This window comes from Aeromonas sp. R9-2, assembly GCF_040908025.1.
GTDB lineage: Bacteria > Pseudomonadota > Gammaproteobacteria > Enterobacterales > Aeromonadaceae > Aeromonas > Aeromonas veronii.
The window spans coordinates 247,361-269,232 of sequence record NZ_JBFOCX010000024.1 but is presented as its reverse complement, the minus strand read 5'-3'; the positions used below and the strand labels follow the sequence as shown (position 1 = coordinate 269,232).

Sequence of the window (21,872 nt, the reverse complement as noted above, 5' to 3'; positions counted from 1 at the left end):
TTACTCTGGCACCTTGCGGCGGCCAAACCCCAGTTGCACTTTTTGCGCCACTTTGGCCATCCCACTCGCCAACATATTGCGCCCTCTGGCAAGGAGTCGTTGCCCCGCCCAGTGAATGAGTGTGCGATAGGGCGCGGGGGCCGTTGAATGCCAACGACCAGCCAGCGCGGCGTCCCACACCGCCGTGACCCCGTCAACGTAGCGCGCCACCGTGAACAACTGTGCGGCACGCAACTGAGCGGCCCGCCCCATTTCACATCGGCGCTGCGGATTACTCAATTGCCGCCAGTGATCAGCCATCTCGGCCCAATCCCCCGGGGTTGCCAGCAAACCGGTCACCCCCTCTTCCACAACTTCGGGGATGCCGCCCACTCGGTAGGCACTGACCGGGAGCCCCAACATGCCCGCCTCCGCCAACGTCAGACCAAACACCTCCTCACGGGCTCCGGAGACAAGCAGATCCACCCCGCCCCGCAAGATAGCGGCACTGTCCGGCCGCTCACCCAAAAAGTGGACCCGCTCGGCCACCCCGAGCTCGACAGCCAACGCCATCAATGCTTCCCGCTCCGGACCGCTGCCAATGATCAGCAACTGGGCCTCCTCCCCCGATGCCATCAGGGCAGCCAGCGAGCGGATCAGCAGATCAATCCCCTTGCGTTTGATCAGGGAGCTGACGGTGGCGATGACCATATCCCCCGGGGGCAAGCCCAGCATGCCGACGACCGGCCAGTGAGCACCGCCATTCAGGCGAGCGGCATCCACCCCGTTGGGTACCCGGATCAACCGCTCGGCCGCGCAGCCATCCTGACGCCAACCGGTCAACACCGGCTCGCTCACCCCGATCAGCACGCTTGCCTGATGAACCCGCAGGCTGAATCTGTCTCTTGGCTGGTAACGGGCATGGAGGTGACACACTAGCGGAACCTGCAACGCCCGACAAACACCCGCCAGCCACTGACAAGGGGCCGCGCTGTTGGCATGTACCAGCCCAATCTGCCGTTCGGTGATGAGCTCTCTGGCTCGCCGGGAGAGGCGCCGATGGGCAGCAAGATCAAAGCGGGGCGCCTGCCATCCCAGCAGCAGGCTGAACGGCTCGACCATGGTTTCGACCCCGAGGGTGGCCGCCTCTGCCGCCAGCGTCGGGCTATTGCACCAGAGCAACGGCGTAAACCGGCTGCGATCGAGGTGGGCCAGCAGATCCAGCAGGCAGCGTTCGCTGCCGCGGATCCAGTCCTCTCCGTAGTGAACCAGCAAAACAGGGGTTGCGTTCATCCTCTTGCTCCCGTTGGTGGCACTGCTGGCAACCGGGTTGCCTCCTGATGATCCTCAGCGGTGGCCTTCACCTCTGTGGCCGCCTGCTGCACGTACTTGATGGCGGCGACGGCCAGCGCCAATTCCAGATAGATGGGCCAGGTAAACCCCTGGGTCAGGAAGGATCCCGAAATCACAAACCCCACCATGCTGGCCGTCACCCCCTGCATCGCCGTGATCACTGCAGGAGGCATGCCAGCGAGCTGGCAACGCCAGCAACTGCGCAGGGTCACCGTCACCATGCCGATAAACAGCGCCAACCCGACAAAGCCGGTTTCAGCCAGCACCCCGAACCAGGTGGAGTGCACCGCATGATTGAGTCCATCCCAATGGGGGCTGTAGAAGAAATAGTTGTAATAGAAATTGGACAAGCCCACCCCCACCAGCGGATGGCCCAACGCCATGCCCCAGGCCGCTTGCCAGGCGTAGATCCGCCCCATGGCCGAGGCATCGACACCGCTCTCGGCGGCGCCACCAGATGCCCGGTCGCTGATCCCGGCGGCGGCAAACAGCACCACCAGCGCGACCATCCCCAGCGAGATCAACAGGGTTTTCGACTTCACCCGCTGCCAGGCAAACAGGCCACCAACGGCGCAGATACCCAGCAGACCACCGCGGCTCTGGGTGGCGATAATGGCTGCGGCGGTCAGCGCAAAGCCAAGCCCCCCCAGCAAACGCCCCCCCACCCCATTGCCCTGATTGAGCAGCAAGCTCAATGAAAAGCCGGCAGGAAAGAGCAGCACCAGAGCCAGATCGTTGGGATCCCCCAGCACAGAGCCCAGCTCGCGCCCTATGGTCACCCGGGTGCCCTCCACCAGCCCGATCCCGCTCGCCTTGTTGTAGAGGGCCACCAGCGCCACCAGACAGCCCGCTACCACGAAGGTACGCACCGCCAGCGCAAAATCCCCCGGAGTGCGCACCAGCCAGGCGGTGGCCAGGGTCATCAGATAGATCTTGCTGTAACTGCCGGTCCAGGTGGCGATCGCCTCGCCCCGGTTGCTGGCAAACAGCACACCGATGGAGACCATCACAAAGAAGGCCGTCAGCCAGCTCAGGGCTGGACTCCAGTAGGGCTTGATCCGACCGGTCAGCAAAATGTGCCAGACCAGTGCGCCGATGGCGGCCAGCGAGAAGAGCAGCGGGATCTTGAGGGGATAGAGCTGGGAGAACACCTCATGCAGCCGAAAAAAGGAGAAAGTGACAAACCCCAGCACCATTAAGAAGGGCCAGCGCAGGGCAAACCAGATGGCGGGAATGGCAAGGCCGAGCACCGGTAGCAGCAAGGGATGGGGCAGCCGCCACCAGATCAGGGCCAGCACCAGACAGATGGCGCTTGCCCAGATGGCTGGCGTTAGACGAGCCATGATCCTGCCCACCATTGGCCGAGCCAGACCATCGCCAGCGCCCCGAGCGAACTGGCCCAGAGGGTCGAGAGGCGATACGGCAGCGGCAGCAACCGCTGGCTCACCAGATAAAAGGCCAGCGCCCGTACCAGATAGACCAGCAGCAGAGTCCAGATCACCCCGGCGACCCCGAAGGGGGGGATGGCGAGCAGAAAGCCTGCGACCCCAAGAGCGCTGCAGCCCAGATTGATCACCATCTGGGCATTGCTCTTCTCGCCGCTAAAGCAGCCGACATTGAGCAAGTCCGAAACATTTCGCACCGCCATACCCAGCACCAGCAGCGGAATATAGGCAATCGCCCCGTGATAGCTCTCCGGGGTCAGCCAGCGAATGAGCAAGGGGGCAGTGAGCCCGACAATCCCCGCGGTAACAAACCCCAACACCGACCCCATCACGCTGTAGTGAGCATTGAGTCGCAGTCCATCCGGCTCGCGCAACAGCATGAAACGGCGGGGATACCACCAGAGGGCAAAGGGTTGCAGCAGAAGTCCCACTGCCAGCGCCAGCTTGCCCGCCACCGCGTAGTAGGCAAGCAGCGCCTCACCCACCACATCGGCCAGCAGCCAGCGATCCAGTCCGCTCAGGGCAAAGCCTGCCAGCCCGCTCACCACCAGGGGCAATCCATAGCGCAGCAGCGGCCGATAGTGCTGCCAGTCAAAGCGGATCCCGCTATCTCGCCATTGCCAGAGGCTCAGCAGCAGCGCCAGTGCAACGCAGGTCAGGGTGCCGGAGGCCAGCACCCCGCTCACGCCCCAGCCGAGCCAGAGCCACCAGCCGGTCAGCAGGGACTGGATCACCGCCTTGCCTGCGGTCGCCACGAAAAAGAGCTGCGCCTGATTGCGCATGCGCAGCCATGCCAGCGGCACGCCGATCACCCCTTCAAACGGCAGGGCGCAGAGCACCCAGCGCACATCCGCAAGGCGGGTTTCAACCGGCAGCCAGGCTTGCACCACAGGTGCCAACAGCCAGAGCAGCACCAGACTGGCCAGGGCGATCAGCCAGACCAGCCCAAACATGCGGGCCACCACCTGCTGACGCTCCTGCTCATCTTTCGCCAGTCCGGCAAAGCGGTAGAGGGCATCCACCAGCCCGAAGCCAAGGATCAGGGAGCCCAAATTGATGAGGGTCAACAGCACCTCCAACTGACCGTATTCACGAGGCAGCAGCTGATGGGTCAGCACCGGCAGCATCAGCAGGGAGATCCCCTTCATCAAGAGCAAGCCGCCGGCGTAATAGAGCATGGCAATCTGGTTCACACCAAGTTTCATAGGGCCTCCCAGCCACCCGAAGCATCCTGCTCCGGGTCAGCTACCGCTAATGCAAAGCCCACGCCACTCACTCCCGCCCAGAGACGATAGCTCCTCTGCGCGGCTTAACCGGCCTAAGCAAGCCCAGAATGAGACTGGCATTTGCGTTTTGCACAACACTGGCTGCAAATTGCACCGACCGGCGCAATCTGCCCCTCCTCTTAGCCCCATTTGGCCCGATCTAGCTGGGGCCGTCCTGTTGGCCCGATCCCTGCTTTCTGCATAGCGAGCAACGGACTGCACCAGAGGGAGAGGTCGCCATGAACACCATCAACCTGCACCGGATGAAAAGCTGGGCCAAACAGGGGGAAACGCCACTGGCCCGCCGGGTATGGCGACTGGCCAAAAGTGCCCGCCACTGGTCATGCCCAGTGATACCTCCCCTGCATCGGCTGCTTTATCGGCTCTATCTGCTGGGCAGCAACGCGCTGGCGACCCTGACCCGCACCCTCTGGTGGACACCCTTGTTTCAATCTCGCCTGACGGCCCCCGCCCCGCGCCTCTACCTCTATGGCGGCATCCCCTATATCAGCGGTCCGGTCACCATCGAGATCGGCGCCGACTGCCGCCTCAGCGCCGCCATGACCATCAGCGGCCGGGCATCGAGCCAGACACCAAGGCTGGTGATTGGCCGCAATGTCGGGATTGGCTGGCAGACCACCCTGGCGGTGGGCAGCAAGATAGTGCTGGGGGATAACGTCAGAATTGCTGGCCGTGCCTTTCTGGCGGGCTACCCGGGGCACCCGGTCAACGCCCGCGATCGCGCCCTTGGCAAACCGGATCGCGATGAACAGGTGGGGGCCATCGTGCTGGAGCAGGATGTCTGGCTTGGCACCGGGGTGATGGTGATGGCCGGTGTCACCATAGGTGCCGGCACCATTGTCGCCGCAGGCAGCGTCGTCACCCGGGATCTGCCCGCAGGTGTGCTGGCAGCGGGGGTACCGGCCACAGTACTGCGTCCCTTGCAACCACAGGATCACAGCGACCCCGCACACGCTTCGGAGACCTTTGCATGAAACCACACTCACTGCCGCAACTGGTGGTACTGGGCGAGGATTGGGGCCAGCACCCCTCCAGTACCCAACACCTGATCAAACGTCTGTTGCCCGATTATCAAGTGCTCTGGGTCAACTCTATCGGCATGCGCTGCCCCCGTTTTACCCTTCATGATCTCACCCGCATCGTCCGCAAACTGGGGGCCGTGCTGCGCGGCGCGCGCCATGCTGGCGGCCAGTCGGTTGCGCCATCAGAGGTCAGCAGCCCCCGGGTTCTGCCGCCGCTCGCCTTGCCGCTGCCGGGCAGTCGGCTGGCGGGCAAGATCAATGGCCACTGGCTGGCGGCGCAGATCCGGCGCCAGTTGCCCGAGCTGGATCGCCCCTTGCTCTGGATCTCCCTGCCCAGCGCCGTCGATCTGATTGGCAAGCTCGAAGAGCGGGCGGTGATCTACTACTGCGGCGATGACTTCTCGGCGCTGGCCGGGGTGGATCATCAGGCCATCGCTCACTGCGAGGCCCGACTGGTGGAAAAAGCCGATCTCATTCTGGCCGCCAGCCCCGCGCTGGCCAGCCGCTTTCCCCCCCATAAAACCCGGCTGCTCAGCCACGGCGTGGATCTCGAGCTGTTTATGCCCCCCAGAGAGCGTCCAGCGGATCTCCCCTCCGGCCGTCCCATTGCCGGATTTTACGGCAGCCTGAGCGACTGGATTGATATTCCCCTGCTGGCAGAGACGGCGGCCGCCCTGCCCCACTGGGATCTGGTGCTGATTGGCCCGGTCCAGACCGATATCTCCCCCCTCAAGGGGCTCCCCAATATCCATCTGCTGGGGCCCCGTCCCCATCACACGCTGGCGGCCTATGCCCAGCACTGGCAGGTGAGTCTGCTGCCCTTTGTTGACAACGCCCAGATCCGTGCTTGCAATCCGTTGAAATTGCGCGAGTATCTGGCCGTAGGGCGCCCCATCGTCAGCACCGATTTTCCGGCCCTCGATGGCTATCGGGATCAGATCCAGCTCCCCTACGATGGGGAGAGCCTGGCCGAGGCCATCAACCGGGCCGCCTTTGATCAACCCAATCCGGGCTGGTTTCAGGAGAGTGGCTGGGAGGGGCTCACCCGCAGCGAAGGGCGCCACACGCGCCAACAGCAGGTGGCCCTGCAAAGCTGGGATCACAAGGCTGCCGAGCTGAACAACTGGTTGAAGGGGCTACCCGGATGAGCAGAGGGCTCTGGCTGGTTATCCTGCTCTGCGCCAATGCAGCGATGGGCGCTACTCGGCTGGAGGGGCAGACCCCGCTGCCCCTGACAAGTAACCAGACACCCCAGCGGCTCGATCTGAGCTCCCACAGCTGGCCGGTGGGCAGCGATGATGAACTGGTGATCGAGGGCCATAACCCCAGCGCCCGCCCGCAAACCCTGATCCTGCGTATCGACGATGAGGCCTCGGTCAACTACCGCAGCCGGGTCAATCTGGAGCGGATTGTCGCACCCGGCCCCTTCACCCAGCGCTTTGCCTTGAGCGAGTGGCGCACCAGCCAACCCAGAGCGCTGGCGTTGGACAAACTCACCAAGCTCTATCTCTTTATGGCCGATAACGCCCCCTCCATGACCATTCACCGCTGGTACTGGGTGCCCGGTCTGACCCTGCCTAAGGGCACCATTGCGCTGGATCTGGGGGCCTCCACCGCCCCCCGCTTTACCGGCTTTGAGCCCCTGAGCCCGGGGGATCCCCGGCTGATTGGCCATCCCACCCCCATCTTGCGCCCCTCCGGCGATGCCCTTGTGCGCGATGGGCTGCGCAATCTGGATGGCGTACGGCTGGAGGTCGCCAAGGGGCGCTACCAGCTCACCCTCTGGCTGGATGACCCAGGTGAATGGGAGTACCTGCCCCATCCCTTCGAGCGCAGCGTGCTGGTCAATGGCGAGCCCATCTGGGCCGAACAGTGGCAACCACAGGAGTGGCTCACGCAGCGCTATCTGGCGGGACAATCCCGCGAGGCACTGCCAAATCCGGATCCCTGGCAGCTGTTCGGGGCGCGTCAAGGCGGCCCGGTCCATGTCACCCTGAACCACCGCGGCGGCCCGCTCACTATCACATTGGTGGGTCACTCACCGGATGCCAAATACCTGGCGGGGCTGCTGCTTGCCCCCTATCCGGCCAGCACCAGCAAAGAGGCTCTCCCGAATAGTGGAAAAGATCTCGCCGTATTGGCCGACGCTACCGCCATCGTACTGACCAAGCAGCGCCAGCTGTTTTTGGAAAAGTGGACTCTGGCCCCCTATTCCCCAACCCCAGCTTCGCAGCAGCTGAGTCTCACGCCGATTACGGATGCCGCCCCAACCCTGCAGATCGCCCCGCTATCTGCAGCCGATGCGTTGCAGCAAGCTGCGCAACCGGTGCTGGCCGCCCGTGGCAGCCAGCTGTTGCTGGAGTTTGCCATCCACGCCGCCACCGACGATCCGGCCCCCTTGCTGGTGATCCAGCCCCCCGAACAGGCAGGATCGCCGCTGGCGCTGACCCCCTATTACGGCAAGTGGCATCTGGTTCGCCCGCAGGCGAGCGGCACCCTGCTAGCCCCCTCGGATCAGGAGCTGGTCGAGGGGATCGCCGGACTCACCCTGCTGGCAGGCGTACCTCGGCGTCTGGTACTGCAGATCACCGTCCCACGCGATGCGCCTGCGGGGCGCTATCTGGGCAATATTCAGCTGCTGAGCCAGCAGCAACTGGTGCAGTTACCGCTGACTATCGAGGTGCTGCCGCTGACTCTGCCCGCGGCCAGCAAGCCGGTCGGCATCTATGTCGAAGCCCCCCCGTATCTGAATTGGCTGAACCCCGACCCCGAGGCGCTAAAGCAGCAGATCGCAGAGGCCAGTCGCTGCGATCTGGAGCGGCTCGCCAAACTCGGGATCAGCGGCCTTTCACCCGCCCTGCCACAGGATGAGGCGGGGATGCGGGAGATCATGGGAGAGGCGGCCGGGCTCGGCTTTGTGCCGCCCCTGCTGGCCTATACCCCGCTCAAGCGCTGGGGGAGTGACCCTGCCAGCCAGCTTGATCAGTGGCAGGCGCGGCAACAGGCACTGACCGCCAGCGGCTCGCCCCCGCTGGCATGGAGCCTGTTTGATGAGCCGGATCTCGCCACCCTGCCCGCCATCACCAGCCTGGCGCGGGAGATGAAACGGCGGGATCCGGCGGTGATCCGCGCAGGCCACTTCAATCATCCGGGTCAAGTTGGTCTGCTGGCAGAGGTGGAGATTGCCCTGATCAACGCAGGTTTTGGCGCCGACAAGGCCGATGTGGCCCGGGTGCGCCAACACAAGGTCACCACCTGGTTTTACAATCTGGGCACCCCGAGAGCCGCCGGGTTCTATCTGTGGCAAAGCGGCGCCGAGGGCTATTTGCAGTGGCATGGCCGCATGCCCACCGCCCTGCCCTATGACCCCACCGATGGGCGGGAGAGCGACTTTATGCTGCTCGGCCCGCAAGCCTGCGAGGCGCACCGCCTCTCTCACGATCTGTTGCTGTTGCAGCAAGCCATCGAAGATCTGCGCTGGCTCGCCTGGCTGGAGCAGGAGGCCCGCTATCAGGTGGAAGCCGCCCTGCTGCTGGAGCGTCTGCGGGATCAGCTGCCGACCCGCTGGCAGGTGGCAGAGCAACAGCCCTCTGCCGCCTGGATCCAGTGGCGCCGCGAGATTGAACAACTGGCCAAGGGATTGAAAACATTGCAAACTGGTGCCAACTCATCCTCCTGAAGTGACTGCGTATGGCCAACCAGACTCCCCGCTCCACAGCCAAAGACAGCGCCCTGCGCCGCCTGTTGCCTCTGATGCTGCCATTGCTGATCCTCACCGGTTGCGCCCGTCAGGAGCCGGTCAATGAGACCCTGCCGATCCTCAACCAGTTGCGGGAACAGCAAATGGCCGAACAGCCCCAGCTGCAACTGCAGTACCAGCAAGCGGAGACGCAACTGCCAGCGGATCAGGAGCAGCAGTTGCATCAGTTTTTGGGACGCAAGGATCCGGCCCGAATTGCGCTGGTAAGCGGCCCCGGGCTGCAAACCGACATGCTGGAGAGTGCGCGGATGGCGAGCGTGCGGCTGACCGCACTCACCCGTTTGCTGGGCTCTCGCGCCATTGAGCTGGAACCCCGCTATGACCCCATGCTGGCCCCCAATACCTTGCTGATCCGCATTCTGCCAAACGGTGAACCGGGGGCGGTCACCCCAGCGGCGGCGCAATAAGGTCAATGCAAGAAGTCGGCAAGGCCACCCGATAGAGGGGATAAGGTGCCAGCCCCCACAATTTGCGCCAACCCTGGGTCAGACGGTAAGAGAGCAGCGGCGGACTCTGGTGCAGCTCGCCTAAAAACATCACCCCCTGACTCATCCCTTCACCAGCCAGCGTCACTGACATCGCCTCCCGATCCGGCGCCACCAGCATGGCCTGCAGCAGGCCGTCACAGCGGGGATGGGCCAGCTGATAGCTGACATAGGTGCCGCCCAATACTGGCGTAGCCACCCGCAAGCGCCAGCCCAACTGGACCAGCTCCATCAGCATGGGCTTGGCCCCCTCGTTAACTGCCCGGTTCTGATAACGCCAGCCCATGGCGGCAGCACTGAGCAGCGCCACCAGCAACAGCAGCAGATATCCCCTAGATAGACGCATCATGGCGCCCCCTTAGAAACAGGATGGTCATCACCAGCAGCATCATATTGACCACCCGGCTCTGATAACGCCACCAACCGCAGATATCCCTTAGACAGACCCATCACGGCGCCCCCGGATAAAGAGGATGGTCATCACCAGCAACATGATGGCCCACTGGTAGAGCTGGGCCAGCGAGCCGGTATGCAGCCAGCCATACCAGCGCAGATCCAGGCTCATCAGCACCAACCGCAGCTGATTGGCCCCGATATAGAGCAGGCAAACCAGCAGCAACATGGGCCACTGCCGGTAGAGGGGCCGATCCGGCGCCAGCCAGCAGCAGGAGACCAGCCAGGAGAGCACCACCAGATAGAGTTGAGAAAACGAGGAGCACCCCTTGAGCACAATCAGCGCATGGCCCCCCAACCGCTCGATGCGATTGCCATCAAGGCGAGTCTCCCAGCCCAGCAGTTGCAACCACTGGCCCACCCCCCAGGCATCGAGCGCCAGCACGGGGCCGGAGAGCAGGGCAAACACCTGCTGCCCCCACAACACCGCCACGGTAAAGGCGAGCACAATCTGCAACACCGCCCGCTCATCGCCACTCTGATGACGGCGCCATAGCGAGGCCACCAGCAACAGACAAGCCAGCGCCTTGCAACTGGCGCTGGGGATCAGGATCAGCAGGATAAAGAGGGCGAGCGCCAGTGGATGCGGGCGCCAGCTCGGTGCAACCCGCGATGCAATTTGCCACCAGATAGCAATCAGCAACACCACCAGCAGGTTGAAGTGACCCATATTGAGCCACACCATGCCCCACTGATTGGCCAAACCAAGTAGCAGCCAGTTGGGTGCCCACTGCCAGGGACGGATCTCCATCGCAACTCCTGCCGGTTATCAGCGCTTTTGACCCCTGTCGCAAGTTCTCGCAAGTTCCATGCCTGCCCGCTCTCACCCGGACCAAGCCAAGTCAGAGGATGCAACAAAGCTGGCACGCTTTATTCATTCCCCCTGCTGGCACTAGCGCCAGGGAGAAGGAGTGAGCAATGAAACTCAAACCGTTGGCAGGGCTGCTGGGGATGTTGTTGGTAACCTCCCCCGCATACGCCTTGACCGAAGTCGATACCGAACTGCAACTGCTGATGGATGTGTCGGGCAGCGTCAGTTCATCGGAATTCAATCTGCAATTACAGGGGTATGTGGACGCCTTTTACAGTCAGGATGTACAAAGCGCCATCCTCGACACCAGTGGCGGCAAACTCGGGTCCATCGCCGTACAGATGATCATGTGGAGCAGCAGCAACCAGCAGAGCGTGATGACCGACTGGTTCCACCTCTACGACATGACCTCCATCAACAACTTCGCCGCCACCCTGGATGCCCTGGTTCGCCCCTATGCGGGGATGACGGCCCCCGGTTCGGCCATGGCCTTTGGTGCCCAGCAGTTTGATACCAACAACTTCACCGCCGCCCGCCAGGTGATGGATGTGTCCGGTGACGGGATCCAGAACAACGGGCTGGATACCTCTACCGTGCGGGATCAACTGCTCGCCTCCGGCATCGACACCATCAACGGCATCACCATAGGTCAGGACTATGCCGATGGGGTGCTGCAAGAGTGGTATGTGGAGAACGTGGCAGGCGGTCAGGATGCATTTGTGATCAATGCCACCACCTTCGCCGACTTTGGCAATGCGCTGGAGCTCAAACTGGCAGCCGAAATTGAAGGGGGCATTATTCCGGAAGGGGCACTGGCCGCCCCCATCGAGGAGATCCCGCTGGCCGCCCAGCTGCTGCTCGGTATGCCGCTACTGCTGGCCTGGCGCTATCAGCGCCGTAACCAAGGACGCCTGCAGCCCGCCAACGGGCAACTGGCACCCGCCATCGGCTGATTTCTCACCCCGTGTGTCGCGATTAGGGAGCCATGGCTCCCTGATTTTTTTGTGGCGGTGATGACCTGAATACAGCGCGAAAAGGCTAGTCGCCCTGACGAAATTCGCCCGATTGACCAATATGCCAGGTCTGACCATATGGATGCTGCGCCGCTTGTTCTTCTGAGGGCAACAACGATAACGCCTCTAGAGTGGATGCGATAAGTTCACTCTTGCCCAGCGCCTGGCGTAGAGAGAGCGCCTCTGACAACACGGCGCGAGCGTTGTCATAAGCACCGGTCTGTGCGAGAGCCTTGCCCAGATGATGCAGTGCGAAATGCCGCATAAGGGATTTTGGTTGCAACCGACAAACTACTTGGGTGGCCAAGCTGACAGCTTCATCTGCACGATCGAGCCGCAGCAAAACCTGCACCAGGCGTAGTTCTGAGCTAACGCGAGCAACATCGTCCTCTGAAACCATCTGCGCGGAGATCACCTCTCGGAGAATGGCTTCGGCCTGCGCGGCTCGTCCCACACATAGCAACATAAAGGCGGCAGCGCTCCGAGCTCTTGAAGCATCTTGTGATAATGCAGCACAGGGATGTAGGGCGAGGGACTGATTGGCAACAGCCTGCATGGCTATTGGGTCTACCGCTTCGGGGAGCAGATAGGGAGCGCACAAGCGGTATTCCGTACCAGTGCCTGCGACGCATAACGTGTAGTCATCAGTGAGCGCCATGGGTTGATTCATCAATCCTCACGTTTGAAATAAGCTGCCTTGCAGCATTCGATATTTTCCGGAAGCAAGGGCTGTAGGTTCGATTAGCGCAGCGTAATCGGACGTTCGCGGTCTTTTTGCAATATTTCTCTTAAACTAACCAAACCCTCCCAGCTTGCCACTTCGTCCCTCCCCAAAAACACTTACTCTCGAACTGGCTCCGGTCGTGACGTTATTGCCATATTGACATGTAATTTCACCACTCTTAAACAGTTTGTTATGTGAATTTAAACCCATATGCTTTGATCGAAATATCCTTAATTTTACTTTCACCGATACATCTTTTTAAATTTGAGTACACTTTTAGTGCTTCACTATAAAATTGCTCATGTTCAGGATCATCAGAAGCACAATCGACAGCCTTTGCAAAACATTTGGTGGCAGAGAACAGCTTGGAAATACAGATAATCATCAACATATGCTTCAAAGCTAGGCTTTCGTTACGAGTGTCCGGTAATGGGATAACTGCAAACTCACCTTTATGATTCAAGGCAGACCTTGTCTCATCTGCTACCTGTTGTAACGTAGGGTGCTTCATTTTGCACAATAGCTTGTAGTTGTGATAACACATTTTCCAAGCCGTATTAAATTCATCATCATTTGGAAATTCATCCGGAATGTTCCCGTATAAATCTTTGTATGATGCCATTTTGCAAAGTTTTTGAGCCCCCCAAGGAACATCACCATTCTTGTTAAGTAGAACTTCATCAGCCAAGTCTTGACACTCAACAAGGCAATTAACAACAAGTGCATTTTCATAAAGTGAAGCAGCGACACATGCAGCTTGGTAAGGATAACCCCAATTAATCAATAACCACGCACCTCTAAAATCACTCATGGTACGCTTCAAAAATGCAGCAGAAAGCTTGATGGATTTTGAACCTGAGTTTTTACCTTTGAGAAATGGAGCTTTAATTGCTAAGTTCATACAATCTTCAGCTAAAGAACCCCAAGGCTTTAAGTCTTCAAAACTTCGGTCTATTGCACCGACTTCGAGGCGAGCCAAATAGTTCCAATAGTGATCTTGCCAGTTGTCTTCAGAAATCATTTTTCAATCACTTACGTAGGATTCCAATAATTCACATAACAGTAATTAGATGGAAAGCGCTATTAATGTGTTAGTAACGCCTTCCATCTAACTCCGCCCTACCACTCGTCATCACAACCAATAGATAATATTAAAATCACTGTATTACCAACCAGCGACTGATTTGTGAGTCCATTATCAATAGGCCTGAGTCGGCTCCACTTGTACCACTGGGTAAAACTACCGTCAAGAAACGAAAATAGAAAATGAATCCTTTCTCCTGTTTTACCGGCTTGCCATGATTCCTACTCCGCCAAATGCACGATATAAAAAAGGCCTTATCACAAGGCCTTTTCAGAAATATTCAGATTCCGTCTGATAGCCAGCTTTTGTGGCAATCACCCCGGCTCTGGTGACAAGGGCAATACCTGCCCATCCAGCGCCTGATCACTATTGGATGGATAGTCCGGCACCGGCTCGCAGTAGGGAATGCGGCTGAGCACCGGCGCCTTGACCAGGGCGGCCAGTTGATCGGAGCGACGCAGGCTGGCATCCGCCAGTTCCGCCACCAGTGCCAGACCGCAGCCCAGCCCCAGTCCGCCGACAATTCCCGCCAGCAGAAACAGCCAGAGCGGGTAGTTGCTCGGCTTGCTGGGGGCAAAGGGTTTGTCGATCACCTTGATCCGCTCCCCCTGCTCGAAGTTGCCCAGATCGCCGGTCACCTTGGCCTTCTCATAGCGCAGCAGCAAATCCTGATAGAGGGTGCGTTTGACCGCCAGATCCCGCTCCAGCTCGGCGAGCTGGCGCTCGGTATCCCCCTGGGAGTCGACCACCTTGTCCAGCCCATCGAGCTGGTTCTTCAGGCCGGCGGCGTTTTGCTCCGCCTCCGTCAGCTGCGTCTGGGCCAATTGCCACTCGGGCCCGCGCGCCATATCCGGTTGGGATTTGAGCTGCTCGAACTCCTGCTGCAACTGATCAATCTGATAGCGCAGACTCTGCACCTTGCTGTGCTCGTCGCTGTAGCGGGCCCGCAGCAACACCAGCTCGGTGCGCATCAGTTGCAGCTTCTCATCCAGTTGGCGGGCCAGCTGGCTCTCTTGCCCCAGCGATAGCTGATCGACCCGGGCCTTGGCCTGCTGCAGGGTGATCAGGCTCTCGGCATAACGCTCCTGCAAGCCATAGAGACGGGCGACGTTGGTACTCTGCTGCTGGGGCAAGGCGCTGGCATGCTCCCGTTTGAAGTCGGCGAGCAGCTGCTCGGCCGCTTGCAGTTCGCTGCGGCGGCTGTCGAGCTGGCTTTGCAGGAAACGTTCGGACGATTCCGCCGACTGGCGCCCCTTGCTGAGCAGGTTGAAGAAAAAGCGCCGAGAAATGGCTTCGAGCAAACCGGCGCTGTTGGCTGCCGAATCCGCCTTGACCTTTATCTCGATCACCTCATCGCCGATCAGCCGCAGCGAGACGGCACTCGAGAGCCAATCCATGATGGCATCGCGCTGGGCAGGCGGGGTCTCGTCATTGACCAGACCGCGATCCCGCGCTACCCCATCCAGCACATAACGGCTGCGCAGCAGGGCTTCGAGCACCGCAAAGCGATCCTTGAGACTCTCCTGAGTGATCAGATCCTTGAGGGTCGGGGTCTGGTTGGCATCTTGGGGCACCATAAAGGTGGTGCGGCTCTCATACTCCTTGGGGGTGAGCAGACCGACCGTCACGCCCACCAGCGGCATCACCAGCACCGGGATCACCAGCAGATAGCGACGGCGCCAGGCGGCAAAGAGAATGATGTAGAGGTTGTAATAGAACTGGACAGGCATGGCATCAATCCCTGAGAAAGGCCCTCCCCCGCACGATGCAAAGGCAGTGCCACCAGAGGAGCTGATCGCCTCTGTGGGCAGATCGCAAGAGTGGTACAAGATTCGCATTCTCCCGCTATCCGGGGTGTCACCCCTTCCCTTGCCGGAGCGCGAACCATGTTGTCATCAACCCCGTCGCACAAACCCCATCCCCGCAGGGGCGCCAGCGCCCAGTCCGTCGTGCAACCTGCTGTTCAACCTGTCGTACAAATCGTGCAGCACCTGCAGCCCGGCGGGCTGGAGACCATGGTGCTCAACCTCACGCAGGCGAGCCCTGCCGAGCAACCGGTGCATATCATCTCCCTCGAAGGGCACAAAGCGGATGTGCTAAGGGCGTGGCCTGCCCTGTATCCCTTCGCGGGCCACATTCACTGTCTGGAAAAGCCCGCAGGCTGGTCGCTGGCGACCCTCTGGCGGCTCACCCGATTGCTGCGCCAACTCAAGCCAGCCGCGGTACATACCCACCATCTTGGGCCCATGCTCTATGGCGGGCTGGCCAGTCGGCTGGCCCGGGTGCCCACCCTGGTACACACAGAGCACGATGCCTGGTATCTCGATGATCCCCATCAGCGCACGCTGGCCCTGTGGGGACTGCGCGCCTTCAAACCCATTCTGGTGGCCGATGCCACGCCGGTGGCCAACCAGCTGCTGGCCAAGCTGGGCCAACTGTCGCCAACCGTGATCCCCAACGGCATCGATGAGCGGCGCTTTGCCCCGGGCGCCGCCGCCCTCGCCCGTCAGGAGATGGGATTGCCGCAAGGGGTCAAGTTGATTGGCTGCGCCGCCCGCCTTGAGTCGGTCAAGGGACATACCTTGCTGCTGGAGGCGGTTCGCACCCTGCCGGAGGAGGTGCATCTTGCGTTGGCAGGGGTCGGCAGTTTGCAAAATGCGTTGCAACAACAGTGTCAGCAACTGGGGATCGCCCATCGGGTCCATTTTCTGGGGCTGGTCGAAAACATGCCGCGCTTCTATCAGGGGCTGGATCTCTTCTGCCTCCCCTCACTGGCGGAGGGGATGCCGCTTTGTGTGCTGGAAGCGCAGGCCTGCGGGGTGCCGGTGGTGATGAGCGATGTGGGGGCGGCCAGAGAGATCGTCTGTCAGGCCAGCGGCCATATCCTGTCGGAGCGGGATCCCGGCCGCCTTGCCCAGCTTCTGGCACAAGGGTTGCTGCACTGCCATAGCCTGCGTGCCGTCACCCGTGAGTTTGTGTGCCAGCAAAGCAGCTTGAGCCGGATGGCTCAGGCCTATCAGCAGCTTTACAGCCGCTGATCAAGCGACCCGATGACCAGAGGAGCATCCCATGGAATGGATCATGATCGTGTTCTGGCTGTGTGCTGTACTGGTGGTCTACCACCATGTCGGCTATCCCCTGCTACTCAAATTCGGTGGTCGGCAGGCACGCAAGGTAGCCAATCCGCCCCGCCCCCTGGCTCGGGGATTCAAAACAGACGCCACCGATGAGGCGCTGCCGACCATCACCCTGCTGATGCCAGTCTACAACGAGGCGGCGACCATCGCGGCCAAGCTGCAAAACCTCGCCAGCCTCGATTACCCCGCCGACAAGCTGTGGGTGCATGTGCATTTCGACGGCTGCAGCGACAACAGCTACCCCATTGCGCTGAGCCAGCTCGGAGATCCCGCCCTGCAGCAGTTGCAGATCAGGCTGTTTGATCACCCCCGCAATCGCGGCAAGGTCGCCGTGCTCAACGAGGCCATGACCCGGGTGCACAGCGATCTGGTAGCCCTCACCGATGTCTCGGCCCTGCTGCCCATCGACAGCCTGCTGCTGGCTGTCGCCCATTTTGCCGATCCCAAGGTAGGGGTGGTCGGGGAAGCATACCGCTTCTGGCAACCGGGCTCCCGGGGCGAGGAGAGTTACTGGCACTATCAAAGCCAGATCAAACTCTGCGAATCGGCCCTTGGCGGCATGCTGGGGGCCCACGGGGCCTTCTACATGATGCGCCGGGAGTGCCTCACCCCGCTGGCCGCCGATACCATCAACGACGATTTCATCCTGCCGATGCAGGCCATCGCCAAGGGGTATCGCGCGGTCTATGACAATCGCTGCGCCGCACTGGAGCTGGAAGTTTCCAATGCCGCGCTGGAAGCGACACGGCGCAAGCGGATCGGGGCAGGCAATACCCAGCAGCTGTTGCGGTTGCTGCCCCTGCTGCACCCCAAGTTCGGCTGGGTTGCCTTCAACTTTGCCAGTGGCAAGGGGCTGCGGGTGTTGATGCCGCTCTGCCTGACCCTGCTGTGGCTCTGCGCCATCCCGCTGGCTACCCAATCCCTGCTGTTTCAGCTACTGCTGGGGCTGCAACTGCTGGGGTATCTGCTGGTCATCTTGATCCAGCTGACCCCTGTCCACCCCTGGCCCAATCTGTTTCGCAAAATCCACTATCTAGTGCTCGGACACTGGTACAACGGCATGGGCACCCTGCGCTACTGCCTGCGCGCCCCCATACGTTTCATGTCACAGGAGAAAGCCGTATGACACACCCCATTCCAAGATTGACCCTGGTGGTCAAACGCAGCATGGATCTGCTCGGTGCCACTCTTGGCCTGCTGTTGACGCTGCCGCTGTGGCCGCTGATCATGCTGGCCATCCGGCTCGATAGCCCGGGGCCTGTGTTCTTTCGTCAGCTACGGATCGGGCGCAGCCACGCCACCCATACCGAGCTCTTTTTCATGATCAAGTTTCGCACCATGCGCGCCGACGCCGAGGCGGCCACCGGGCCGGTCTGGTGTGGCAAGGGGGACAGCCGGATCACCCGCAGCGGCGACTTTCTGCGCAAAACCCGGCTCGATGAGCTGCCGCAGTTTATCAATGTGCTCAAGGGGGAGATGTCGCTGATCGGCCCCCGTCCGGAGCGACCTGGGATCGCCAACCGGCTGGAAGATGCGGTGCCGTACTTTATCGAACGCACCTATGAAGTGGCCCCCGGTATTACCGGTCTGGCGCAGGTCAATCAGGGTTACGACGAGTCGCTGGATGATGTGCGCAGCAAGCTTGCGTTTGATCTGGCCTACTCGGTTGCCCTGCTCCACCCCTGGCGCTGGCTGGTGCAGGATGTGCATATCATCGGCAAGACGATCGCCATCATGGTCGGCAAGAAGGGGCGCTAATCCCGCCGCACCAACCTCAACCACATCTCAACACCCATCAGGCCATTGCCACTGCAATGGCCCTTTTTATGGCGCATCCTTGTGGCAAATCAACGGTGATCACTGAGAAGTCAGCGATCTGATCGCCATCATCTGGCCCCATCCATCTGCAAGCCATAATGCCAGATTAACCAACCGCAGAAACCCAAGCGTTGCGTGATCACAGAAGCAATCCGCCCCCTGCAACCCCTAACACAGGCACATAAAAAAACGAGTGGCCAGCGGCCACTCGTTTTTGGCGGGTTTCCCCTTGGGGATTCAGGCGCCGTAGACAGCCAGAATATCGGTCACTCTGTTGTTGACGCTGTACCCGCGGGCTATGGTGTTGCGGGCCGCCTGACTCATTTTGCTGCGCACCACCCCATCGCTGCGCAGCCAGTAGTTGACCAGCTCCGCCATATCCCGCACATGGCCGGGCTCCACCAGCCAGCCATTGGATTTATGGTCGATCAGATTGACCAGGCCCCCCACCGCAAAGGTACAGACCGGTATGCCGTGAGCCATCGCCTCCAGGGCCACCAGCGGCAACCCTTCAAAGCGGGAGGTGATGCAGAGCAGGTCGATGTTGTGCCACTCATTGGCCATGTTCTGGAAACCATGAAGCTGGACGCGATCACCATACTGCTGCAACAAGCCGCTTTTCATGGGGCCATCCCCGTAGAGATGAAACGCCCCATCCGCGCAGAAGGCGGCCAGCTGGCAGAATGCCTCCGGCCCCTTTTCCGGCGAGAGGCGGCCGACAAAGGCAATCCGGTTGCCAGTTACCGCAGCCGGCGTCGCAGGCATGGGGACAAAGTTGCTGATCACCGTGCTCGGCACAGGCAATTTGCGAGCGATGGGCTCGCTTACTGCAATACACTTCGCAAAACGCGCTGTAGTGCGATCCAGCCAGCTGTAAAACTTCAGCAAACCCTCCCCATCATCTCCACTGTGAAAAGTCGAGACCACCGATTTACCGGTGAACCAGGCTGTCAGCCGCCCCAGCACCCCGGCCTTGTAGCCGTGGGTATGGATCAGCACAGAGGCAGGCTGGCGAGCCAGACGGCGCATAAAATCGCGGCTGTTTTGGCACACCTCGTAAGGCAAACCCTGTTGTTTGAGCAGGGTCGTAAAGGGGGTCATGCCGTGGTTGCTCACCAGCACTATGGTGGGGCGAAATCCCCTGGCCAGCAGATCGTTGGCCAAGTGGATAATGTGAACTTCTATTCCACCGACCTGACGTGCATCGATGGCCAGCCAGATCTGCTGCATGGGTAACATAGTCACCTCCTCCCGTGGCTCCATGCCACCTGAAATGAGGTGTTGCATAGAGCGGGCCAGTCAGGTAAGGAGGGGCAGGATCAGGCGCCGGGACAGGCGACCAACAAGAGGGTCATGTCATCGAGGGCGGCATCATTGATGCGCTCATCAAACCAGCGGGCAATGCGATGAGCCAGTTGCTCAAGACCGGGCCCCGAAGTCAGGCAGATCTCTTTTAGCTGCGACTCCCAGCGCTGGCGCTCTGCGGCATCACGGCTATCGAGCAGACCGTCGGTCCAGAACAGCAGGATCTCGCCGGGCTTGAGCTGACGCTCATTGGTCACGAAGTGGGGATCCGGGCGCAAACCGGGCAAGGGGCCGGTCACGCCGACCTGACGGATGGTGCCGGGCCCAACCAGCCAGGGCGCAGGGTGGCCCGCGCTGGCCCACTGCACCCGCCCCTCGTTGCCGAGCTCAATACAGAGGGTGGTGAGCAGGGTAGCCCCGAGGAGCGGATCACTGTGAACCGCATTGGACAAGATGGTCAGCAAACGGGCGGGGGCGCGCTCCAGATCGTGGGCCGTCAGCAAGCCACGCAGATAACCGGCATAGGCATGGGCAAAAAACTTGGCTTCTGCATCGTGGCCCATCACATCCCCGAGCCACAGCACCCGATCCTTGACCAGCAGAAAATCCCCGCCCCCCACGGTGGCCGCGCGGGTTTGCAGCGCCAGCTGGTATCCCCCTATGGAGGTGGCGGGCAATAACGGGCGCAGCGCCGAGGTCATGCGCTGATCCAGCTGCTCGCCCCATTGCGACTTGAGCTGCTGCGAGCGTTGCAACACCCGCGAAACAGCCAGCAACAGGTCCTGCTTGGTGATGGGCTTGACCAGAAAGTCATCGATCCCCAGCGCCCCCGCCCGACTCTGGGTCCACTGATCCTGATGACCGGTCAGGAAGATAAAGGGCACCCCCTTCATCTTGGGATCCTTCATCAACTGCTGGCGCAGCCCAAAGCCATCGATCCCCTCCATCTCGATATCGGAGAGCACCAGCGCGGGAGGTTGCTTCCCAAGCGCCAGCAGGGCGGCATGGGAGTCGGCATAACTTTCAACCCAGTAGTGCTCATGAAGGTAGGCGGTGAGCAAGGCACGCATCACCTTGTCATCGTCGATCACCGCGAGCACCGGCAGTTGGTTGACCGGGCCCTGCTGGCGAAGGGTCACGCGATTGCGATCACCGTCGCGAGAGAAGTGCACCTCGGCAAACAGTTGGTGCACCAGCGCCAGCCCGTATCCCCCTTCCTGCAGTTCATCGGGTAACGGCGCACTGGCAAGCCCGGGCTGCGGGCCGCCATCATCTTCCAGTATCAGACTCAAACCCGTTTCATCCTCTTTCAGAGTGAGCCAGAGCCGGGTCGCGGGAGGAGCTGTGTGTTTGACGCTATTGGTGGCCAGCTCACTGAAACAGAGCAGCCAGTTGGCTTGATCCTTTGGGGAGACCTGAAACAGGGAGAGTCCCTGCGCCAGCCGGTTGCGCAGTTCGCGTACCGCCTGCAGGGTTGCCGGAGCAGATCGCAACCAGTCATCCATATCGGGCCTCCATCAGCGGGCGATCAGATCCGAAAATTGAGCAAGGCGCTGCGCCGACACCAGCGCTTGAGCCATTCGGTCACCCGGTTACTGGGCAGCCGGTTGAGCTCGCGCAAGATCTCGCTGGCCAGCCCCGGGTTGAGCTTGTCGTTATAGACTGCGCCAATCAGATTGGCCTCGGCACGGGTCAGTTTATCCACCGCACTTTGTACCACGGTCGTCGGGGTCACCCCCGCCAGCACCACCAGCAGCGCCCCTTCACAGGCCCCACACACCTGATCGGCCGGAATATTGCCCCGATTGAGGGCGGTGAGCGGCGAGGTATCGAAGATCACCACATCGTAATGCTCCAGCCAGCGAACCAGCAGCTGACGCAAGGTATCCTTGTTGCGAAAGGCCATCAGATCCTTGCCCGGCGCCGGGAGCAGCGACAACGACCGGCCAGTGGCTACCGGCTCGGGCACATCATTGGGCCCCCAAGCAACCGCCGTGGCGCGGCCGGGATGATAGAGGTTGAGATCCACCAGCAGGGTACGTAGCCCATCCGCCTCCGAGCGCCTTGCCAGCGCATCGCAGATGGAGCTTACCCCCTCTCCCCCTTCTGACGAGGTGACCGCCAGCGAGCGGATCCCCCGGGCGACCGTCGCCGCGTAGAGGGATTCGAGCTCCAGATATTGAATGGGGATGCTCAT

Annotated in this window: 19 protein-coding genes; 8 read left to right on the top strand and 11 right to left on the bottom strand. The window is 61.0% G+C overall.

Going from position 1 to position 21,872, the window contains the following annotated elements:
- The 3 genes from AB5Y71_RS10340 to AB5Y71_RS10330 are packed head-to-tail and all read right to left on the bottom strand — an operon-like array spanning position 1 to position 3,982.
- A complete protein-coding gene (locus AB5Y71_RS10340) occupies positions 1 to 1,272 on the bottom strand; it encodes a glycosyltransferase family 4 protein (RefSeq protein ID WP_368171497.1) in 1,272 nt (423 codons plus the stop codon).
- Complete coding sequence (locus tag AB5Y71_RS10335) at positions 1,269 to 2,675, bottom strand: O-antigen ligase family protein (protein ID WP_368171496.1); 1,407 nt, start codon at positions 2,673 to 2,675, stop codon at positions 1,269 to 1,271. Before AB5Y71_RS10335 ends, AB5Y71_RS10340 begins: the two co-directional genes overlap by 4 nt.
- A complete protein-coding gene (locus AB5Y71_RS10330; RefSeq protein WP_139460613.1) occupies positions 2,663 to 3,982 on the bottom strand; it encodes a lipopolysaccharide biosynthesis protein in 1,320 nt (439 codons plus the stop codon). The genes AB5Y71_RS10335 and AB5Y71_RS10330 overlap by 13 nt, the downstream gene beginning before the upstream one ends.
- Positions 3,983 to 4,281: 299 nt before the next feature.
- On the opposite strand from AB5Y71_RS10330, the gene AB5Y71_RS10325 reads away from it, so the two are divergent.
- The 4 genes from AB5Y71_RS10325 to AB5Y71_RS10310 are packed head-to-tail and all read left to right on the top strand — an operon-like array spanning position 4,282 to position 9,252.
- Complete coding sequence (locus tag AB5Y71_RS10325; RefSeq protein WP_323924250.1) at positions 4,282 to 5,037, top strand: acyltransferase; 756 nt, start codon at positions 4,282 to 4,284, stop codon at positions 5,035 to 5,037.
- Positions 5,034 to 6,233 (top strand): glycosyltransferase, encoded by a 1,200-nt coding sequence (locus AB5Y71_RS10320; RefSeq protein WP_368171495.1) that lies wholly within the window; start codon positions 5,034 to 5,036, stop codon positions 6,231 to 6,233. The genes AB5Y71_RS10325 and AB5Y71_RS10320 overlap by 4 nt, the downstream gene beginning before the upstream one ends.
- Positions 6,230 to 8,764 (top strand): hypothetical protein, encoded by a 2,535-nt coding sequence (locus tag AB5Y71_RS10315; RefSeq protein ID WP_368171494.1) that lies wholly within the window; start codon positions 6,230 to 6,232, stop codon positions 8,762 to 8,764. Before AB5Y71_RS10320 ends, AB5Y71_RS10315 begins: the two co-directional genes overlap by 4 nt.
- An 11-nt stretch (positions 8,765 to 8,775) precedes the next feature.
- Positions 8,776 to 9,252 carry a hypothetical protein gene (locus tag AB5Y71_RS10310; protein WP_307896715.1) on the top strand — a complete coding sequence of 159 codons (477 nt, stop codon included), beginning with the start codon at positions 8,776 to 8,778 and terminating at the stop codon, positions 9,250 to 9,252.
- On the opposite strand, the gene AB5Y71_RS10305 is transcribed toward AB5Y71_RS10310, so the two are convergent.
- Together AB5Y71_RS10305 and AB5Y71_RS10300 are read right to left on the bottom strand one after the other, a co-directional pair.
- Entirely contained in the window at positions 9,230 to 9,676 is a 447-nt protein-coding gene (locus AB5Y71_RS10305; protein ID WP_128835865.1) for a hypothetical protein, read from the bottom strand. The two genes, AB5Y71_RS10310 and AB5Y71_RS10305, sit on opposite strands and share 23 nt — an antisense overlap.
- A 90-nt stretch (positions 9,677 to 9,766) precedes the next feature.
- Positions 9,767 to 10,534, bottom strand: a complete 768-nt coding sequence (locus AB5Y71_RS10300; protein ID WP_043819769.1) for a hypothetical protein — start codon at positions 10,532 to 10,534, stop codon at positions 9,767 to 9,769.
- Positions 10,535 to 10,701: 167 nt separating this feature from the next.
- Here AB5Y71_RS10300 and AB5Y71_RS10295 point away from each other — a divergent pair, with 167 nt between their 5' ends.
- Positions 10,702 to 11,547 (top strand): DUF1194 domain-containing protein, encoded by an 846-nt coding sequence (locus tag AB5Y71_RS10295; protein WP_042083513.1) that lies wholly within the window; start codon positions 10,702 to 10,704, stop codon positions 11,545 to 11,547.
- Positions 11,548 to 11,632: 85 nt separating this feature from the next.
- Here AB5Y71_RS10295 and AB5Y71_RS10290 read toward each other — a convergent pair whose 3' ends face one another.
- The 3 genes from AB5Y71_RS10290 to AB5Y71_RS10280 form a co-directional block, all read right to left on the bottom strand.
- Positions 11,633 to 12,277, bottom strand: coding sequence for a hypothetical protein (locus AB5Y71_RS10290; protein WP_368171493.1), 645 nt, complete (start codon positions 12,275 to 12,277; stop codon positions 11,633 to 11,635).
- Between the two features lie 244 nt (positions 12,278 to 12,521).
- The gene (locus tag AB5Y71_RS10285) at positions 12,522 to 13,352 is read right to left on the bottom strand and encodes a hypothetical protein (protein WP_307896712.1); all 831 of its coding nucleotides are present in this window, start codon (positions 13,350 to 13,352) and stop codon (positions 12,522 to 12,524) included.
- 377 nt (positions 13,353 to 13,729) lie between these two features.
- Complete coding sequence (locus tag AB5Y71_RS10280) at positions 13,730 to 15,145, bottom strand: GNVR domain-containing protein (RefSeq protein ID WP_307896711.1); 1,416 nt, start codon at positions 15,143 to 15,145, stop codon at positions 13,730 to 13,732.
- Positions 15,146 to 15,301: 156 nt separating this feature from the next.
- Between AB5Y71_RS10280 and AB5Y71_RS10275 the strand changes: the two genes are divergently transcribed.
- Genes AB5Y71_RS10275 through AB5Y71_RS10265 form a run of 3 tightly spaced genes read left to right on the top strand, consistent with a single transcriptional unit; the run spans position 15,302 to position 18,310 of the window.
- Positions 15,302 to 16,453 (top strand): glycosyltransferase, encoded by a 1,152-nt coding sequence (locus AB5Y71_RS10275; RefSeq protein WP_307896710.1) that lies wholly within the window; start codon positions 15,302 to 15,304, stop codon positions 16,451 to 16,453.
- 31 nt (positions 16,454 to 16,484) lie between these two features.
- The gene (locus AB5Y71_RS10270; protein ID WP_307896709.1) at positions 16,485 to 17,678 is read left to right on the top strand and encodes a glycosyltransferase family 2 protein; all 1,194 of its coding nucleotides are present in this window, start codon (positions 16,485 to 16,487) and stop codon (positions 17,676 to 17,678) included.
- Positions 17,675 to 18,310 carry a sugar transferase gene (locus AB5Y71_RS10265; protein ID WP_005333398.1) on the top strand — a complete coding sequence of 212 codons (636 nt, stop codon included), beginning with the start codon at positions 17,675 to 17,677 and terminating at the stop codon, positions 18,308 to 18,310. The genes AB5Y71_RS10270 and AB5Y71_RS10265 overlap by 4 nt, the downstream gene beginning before the upstream one ends.
- 297 nt (positions 18,311 to 18,607) lie before the next feature.
- Here the strand turns inward: AB5Y71_RS10265 and AB5Y71_RS10260 are convergent, their stop codons facing one another.
- The 3 genes from AB5Y71_RS10260 to AB5Y71_RS10250 all read right to left on the bottom strand — a co-directional run bounded on the left by AB5Y71_RS10260 (position 18,608) and on the right by AB5Y71_RS10250 (position 21,872).
- Positions 18,608 to 19,609 carry a glycosyltransferase family 4 protein gene (locus tag AB5Y71_RS10260; RefSeq protein ID WP_307896708.1) on the bottom strand — a complete coding sequence of 334 codons (1,002 nt, stop codon included), beginning with the start codon at positions 19,607 to 19,609 and terminating at the stop codon, positions 18,608 to 18,610.
- An 80-nt stretch (positions 19,610 to 19,689) separates the two neighbouring features.
- Positions 19,690 to 21,180 (bottom strand): SpoIIE family protein phosphatase, encoded by a 1,491-nt coding sequence (locus AB5Y71_RS10255; protein WP_307896707.1) that lies wholly within the window; start codon positions 21,178 to 21,180, stop codon positions 19,690 to 19,692.
- Between the two features lie 23 nt (positions 21,181 to 21,203).
- A complete protein-coding gene (locus AB5Y71_RS10250; RefSeq protein WP_005360129.1) occupies positions 21,204 to 21,872 on the bottom strand; it encodes a tyrosine-protein kinase family protein in 669 nt (222 codons plus the stop codon).

Coding starts and splice junctions, on each gene's coding strand:
- AB5Y71_RS10295 (WP_042083513.1), top strand. CDS start 10,702: ATGAAACTCAAACCGTTGGCAGGGCTGCTGGGGATGTTGTTGGTAACC.
- AB5Y71_RS10280 (WP_307896711.1), bottom strand. CDS start 15,145: ATGCCTGTCCAGTTCTATTACAACCTCTACATCATTCTCTTTGCCGCC.
- AB5Y71_RS10290 (WP_368171493.1), bottom strand. CDS start 12,277: ATGAATCAACCCATGGCGCTCACTGATGACTACACGTTATGCGTCGCA.
- AB5Y71_RS10325 (WP_323924250.1), top strand. CDS start 4,282: ATGAACACCATCAACCTGCACCGGATGAAAAGCTGGGCCAAACAGGGG.
- AB5Y71_RS10265 (WP_005333398.1), top strand. CDS start 17,675: ATGACACACCCCATTCCAAGATTGACCCTGGTGGTCAAACGCAGCATG.
- AB5Y71_RS10270 (WP_307896709.1), top strand. CDS start 16,485: ATGGAATGGATCATGATCGTGTTCTGGCTGTGTGCTGTACTGGTGGTC.
- AB5Y71_RS10285 (WP_307896712.1), bottom strand. CDS start 13,352: ATGATTTCTGAAGACAACTGGCAAGATCACTATTGGAACTATTTGGCT.
- AB5Y71_RS10335 (WP_368171496.1), bottom strand. CDS start 2,675: ATGGCTCGTCTAACGCCAGCCATCTGGGCAAGCGCCATCTGTCTGGTG.
- AB5Y71_RS10260 (WP_307896708.1), bottom strand. CDS start 19,609: ATGTTACCCATGCAGCAGATCTGGCTGGCCATCGATGCACGTCAGGTC.
- AB5Y71_RS10315 (WP_368171494.1), top strand. CDS start 6,230: ATGAGCAGAGGGCTCTGGCTGGTTATCCTGCTCTGCGCCAATGCAGCG.
- AB5Y71_RS10310 (WP_307896715.1), top strand. CDS start 8,776: ATGGCCAACCAGACTCCCCGCTCCACAGCCAAAGACAGCGCCCTGCGC.
- AB5Y71_RS10305 (WP_128835865.1), bottom strand. CDS start 9,676: ATGCGTCTATCTAGGGGATATCTGCTGCTGTTGCTGGTGGCGCTGCTC.
- AB5Y71_RS10275 (WP_307896710.1), top strand. CDS start 15,302: ATGTTGTCATCAACCCCGTCGCACAAACCCCATCCCCGCAGGGGCGCC.
- AB5Y71_RS10255 (WP_307896707.1), bottom strand. CDS start 21,180: ATGGATGACTGGTTGCGATCTGCTCCGGCAACCCTGCAGGCGGTACGC.
- AB5Y71_RS10320 (WP_368171495.1), top strand. CDS start 5,034: ATGAAACCACACTCACTGCCGCAACTGGTGGTACTGGGCGAGGATTGG.
- AB5Y71_RS10250 (WP_005360129.1), bottom strand. CDS start 21,872: ATGAGCATCCCCATTCAATATCTGGAGCTCGAATCCCTCTACGCGGCG.
- AB5Y71_RS10330 (WP_139460613.1), bottom strand. CDS start 3,982: ATGAAACTTGGTGTGAACCAGATTGCCATGCTCTATTACGCCGGCGGC.
- AB5Y71_RS10340 (WP_368171497.1), bottom strand. CDS start 1,272: ATGAACGCAACCCCTGTTTTGCTGGTTCACTACGGAGAGGACTGGATC.
- AB5Y71_RS10300 (WP_043819769.1), bottom strand. CDS start 10,534: ATGGAGATCCGTCCCTGGCAGTGGGCACCCAACTGGCTGCTACTTGGT.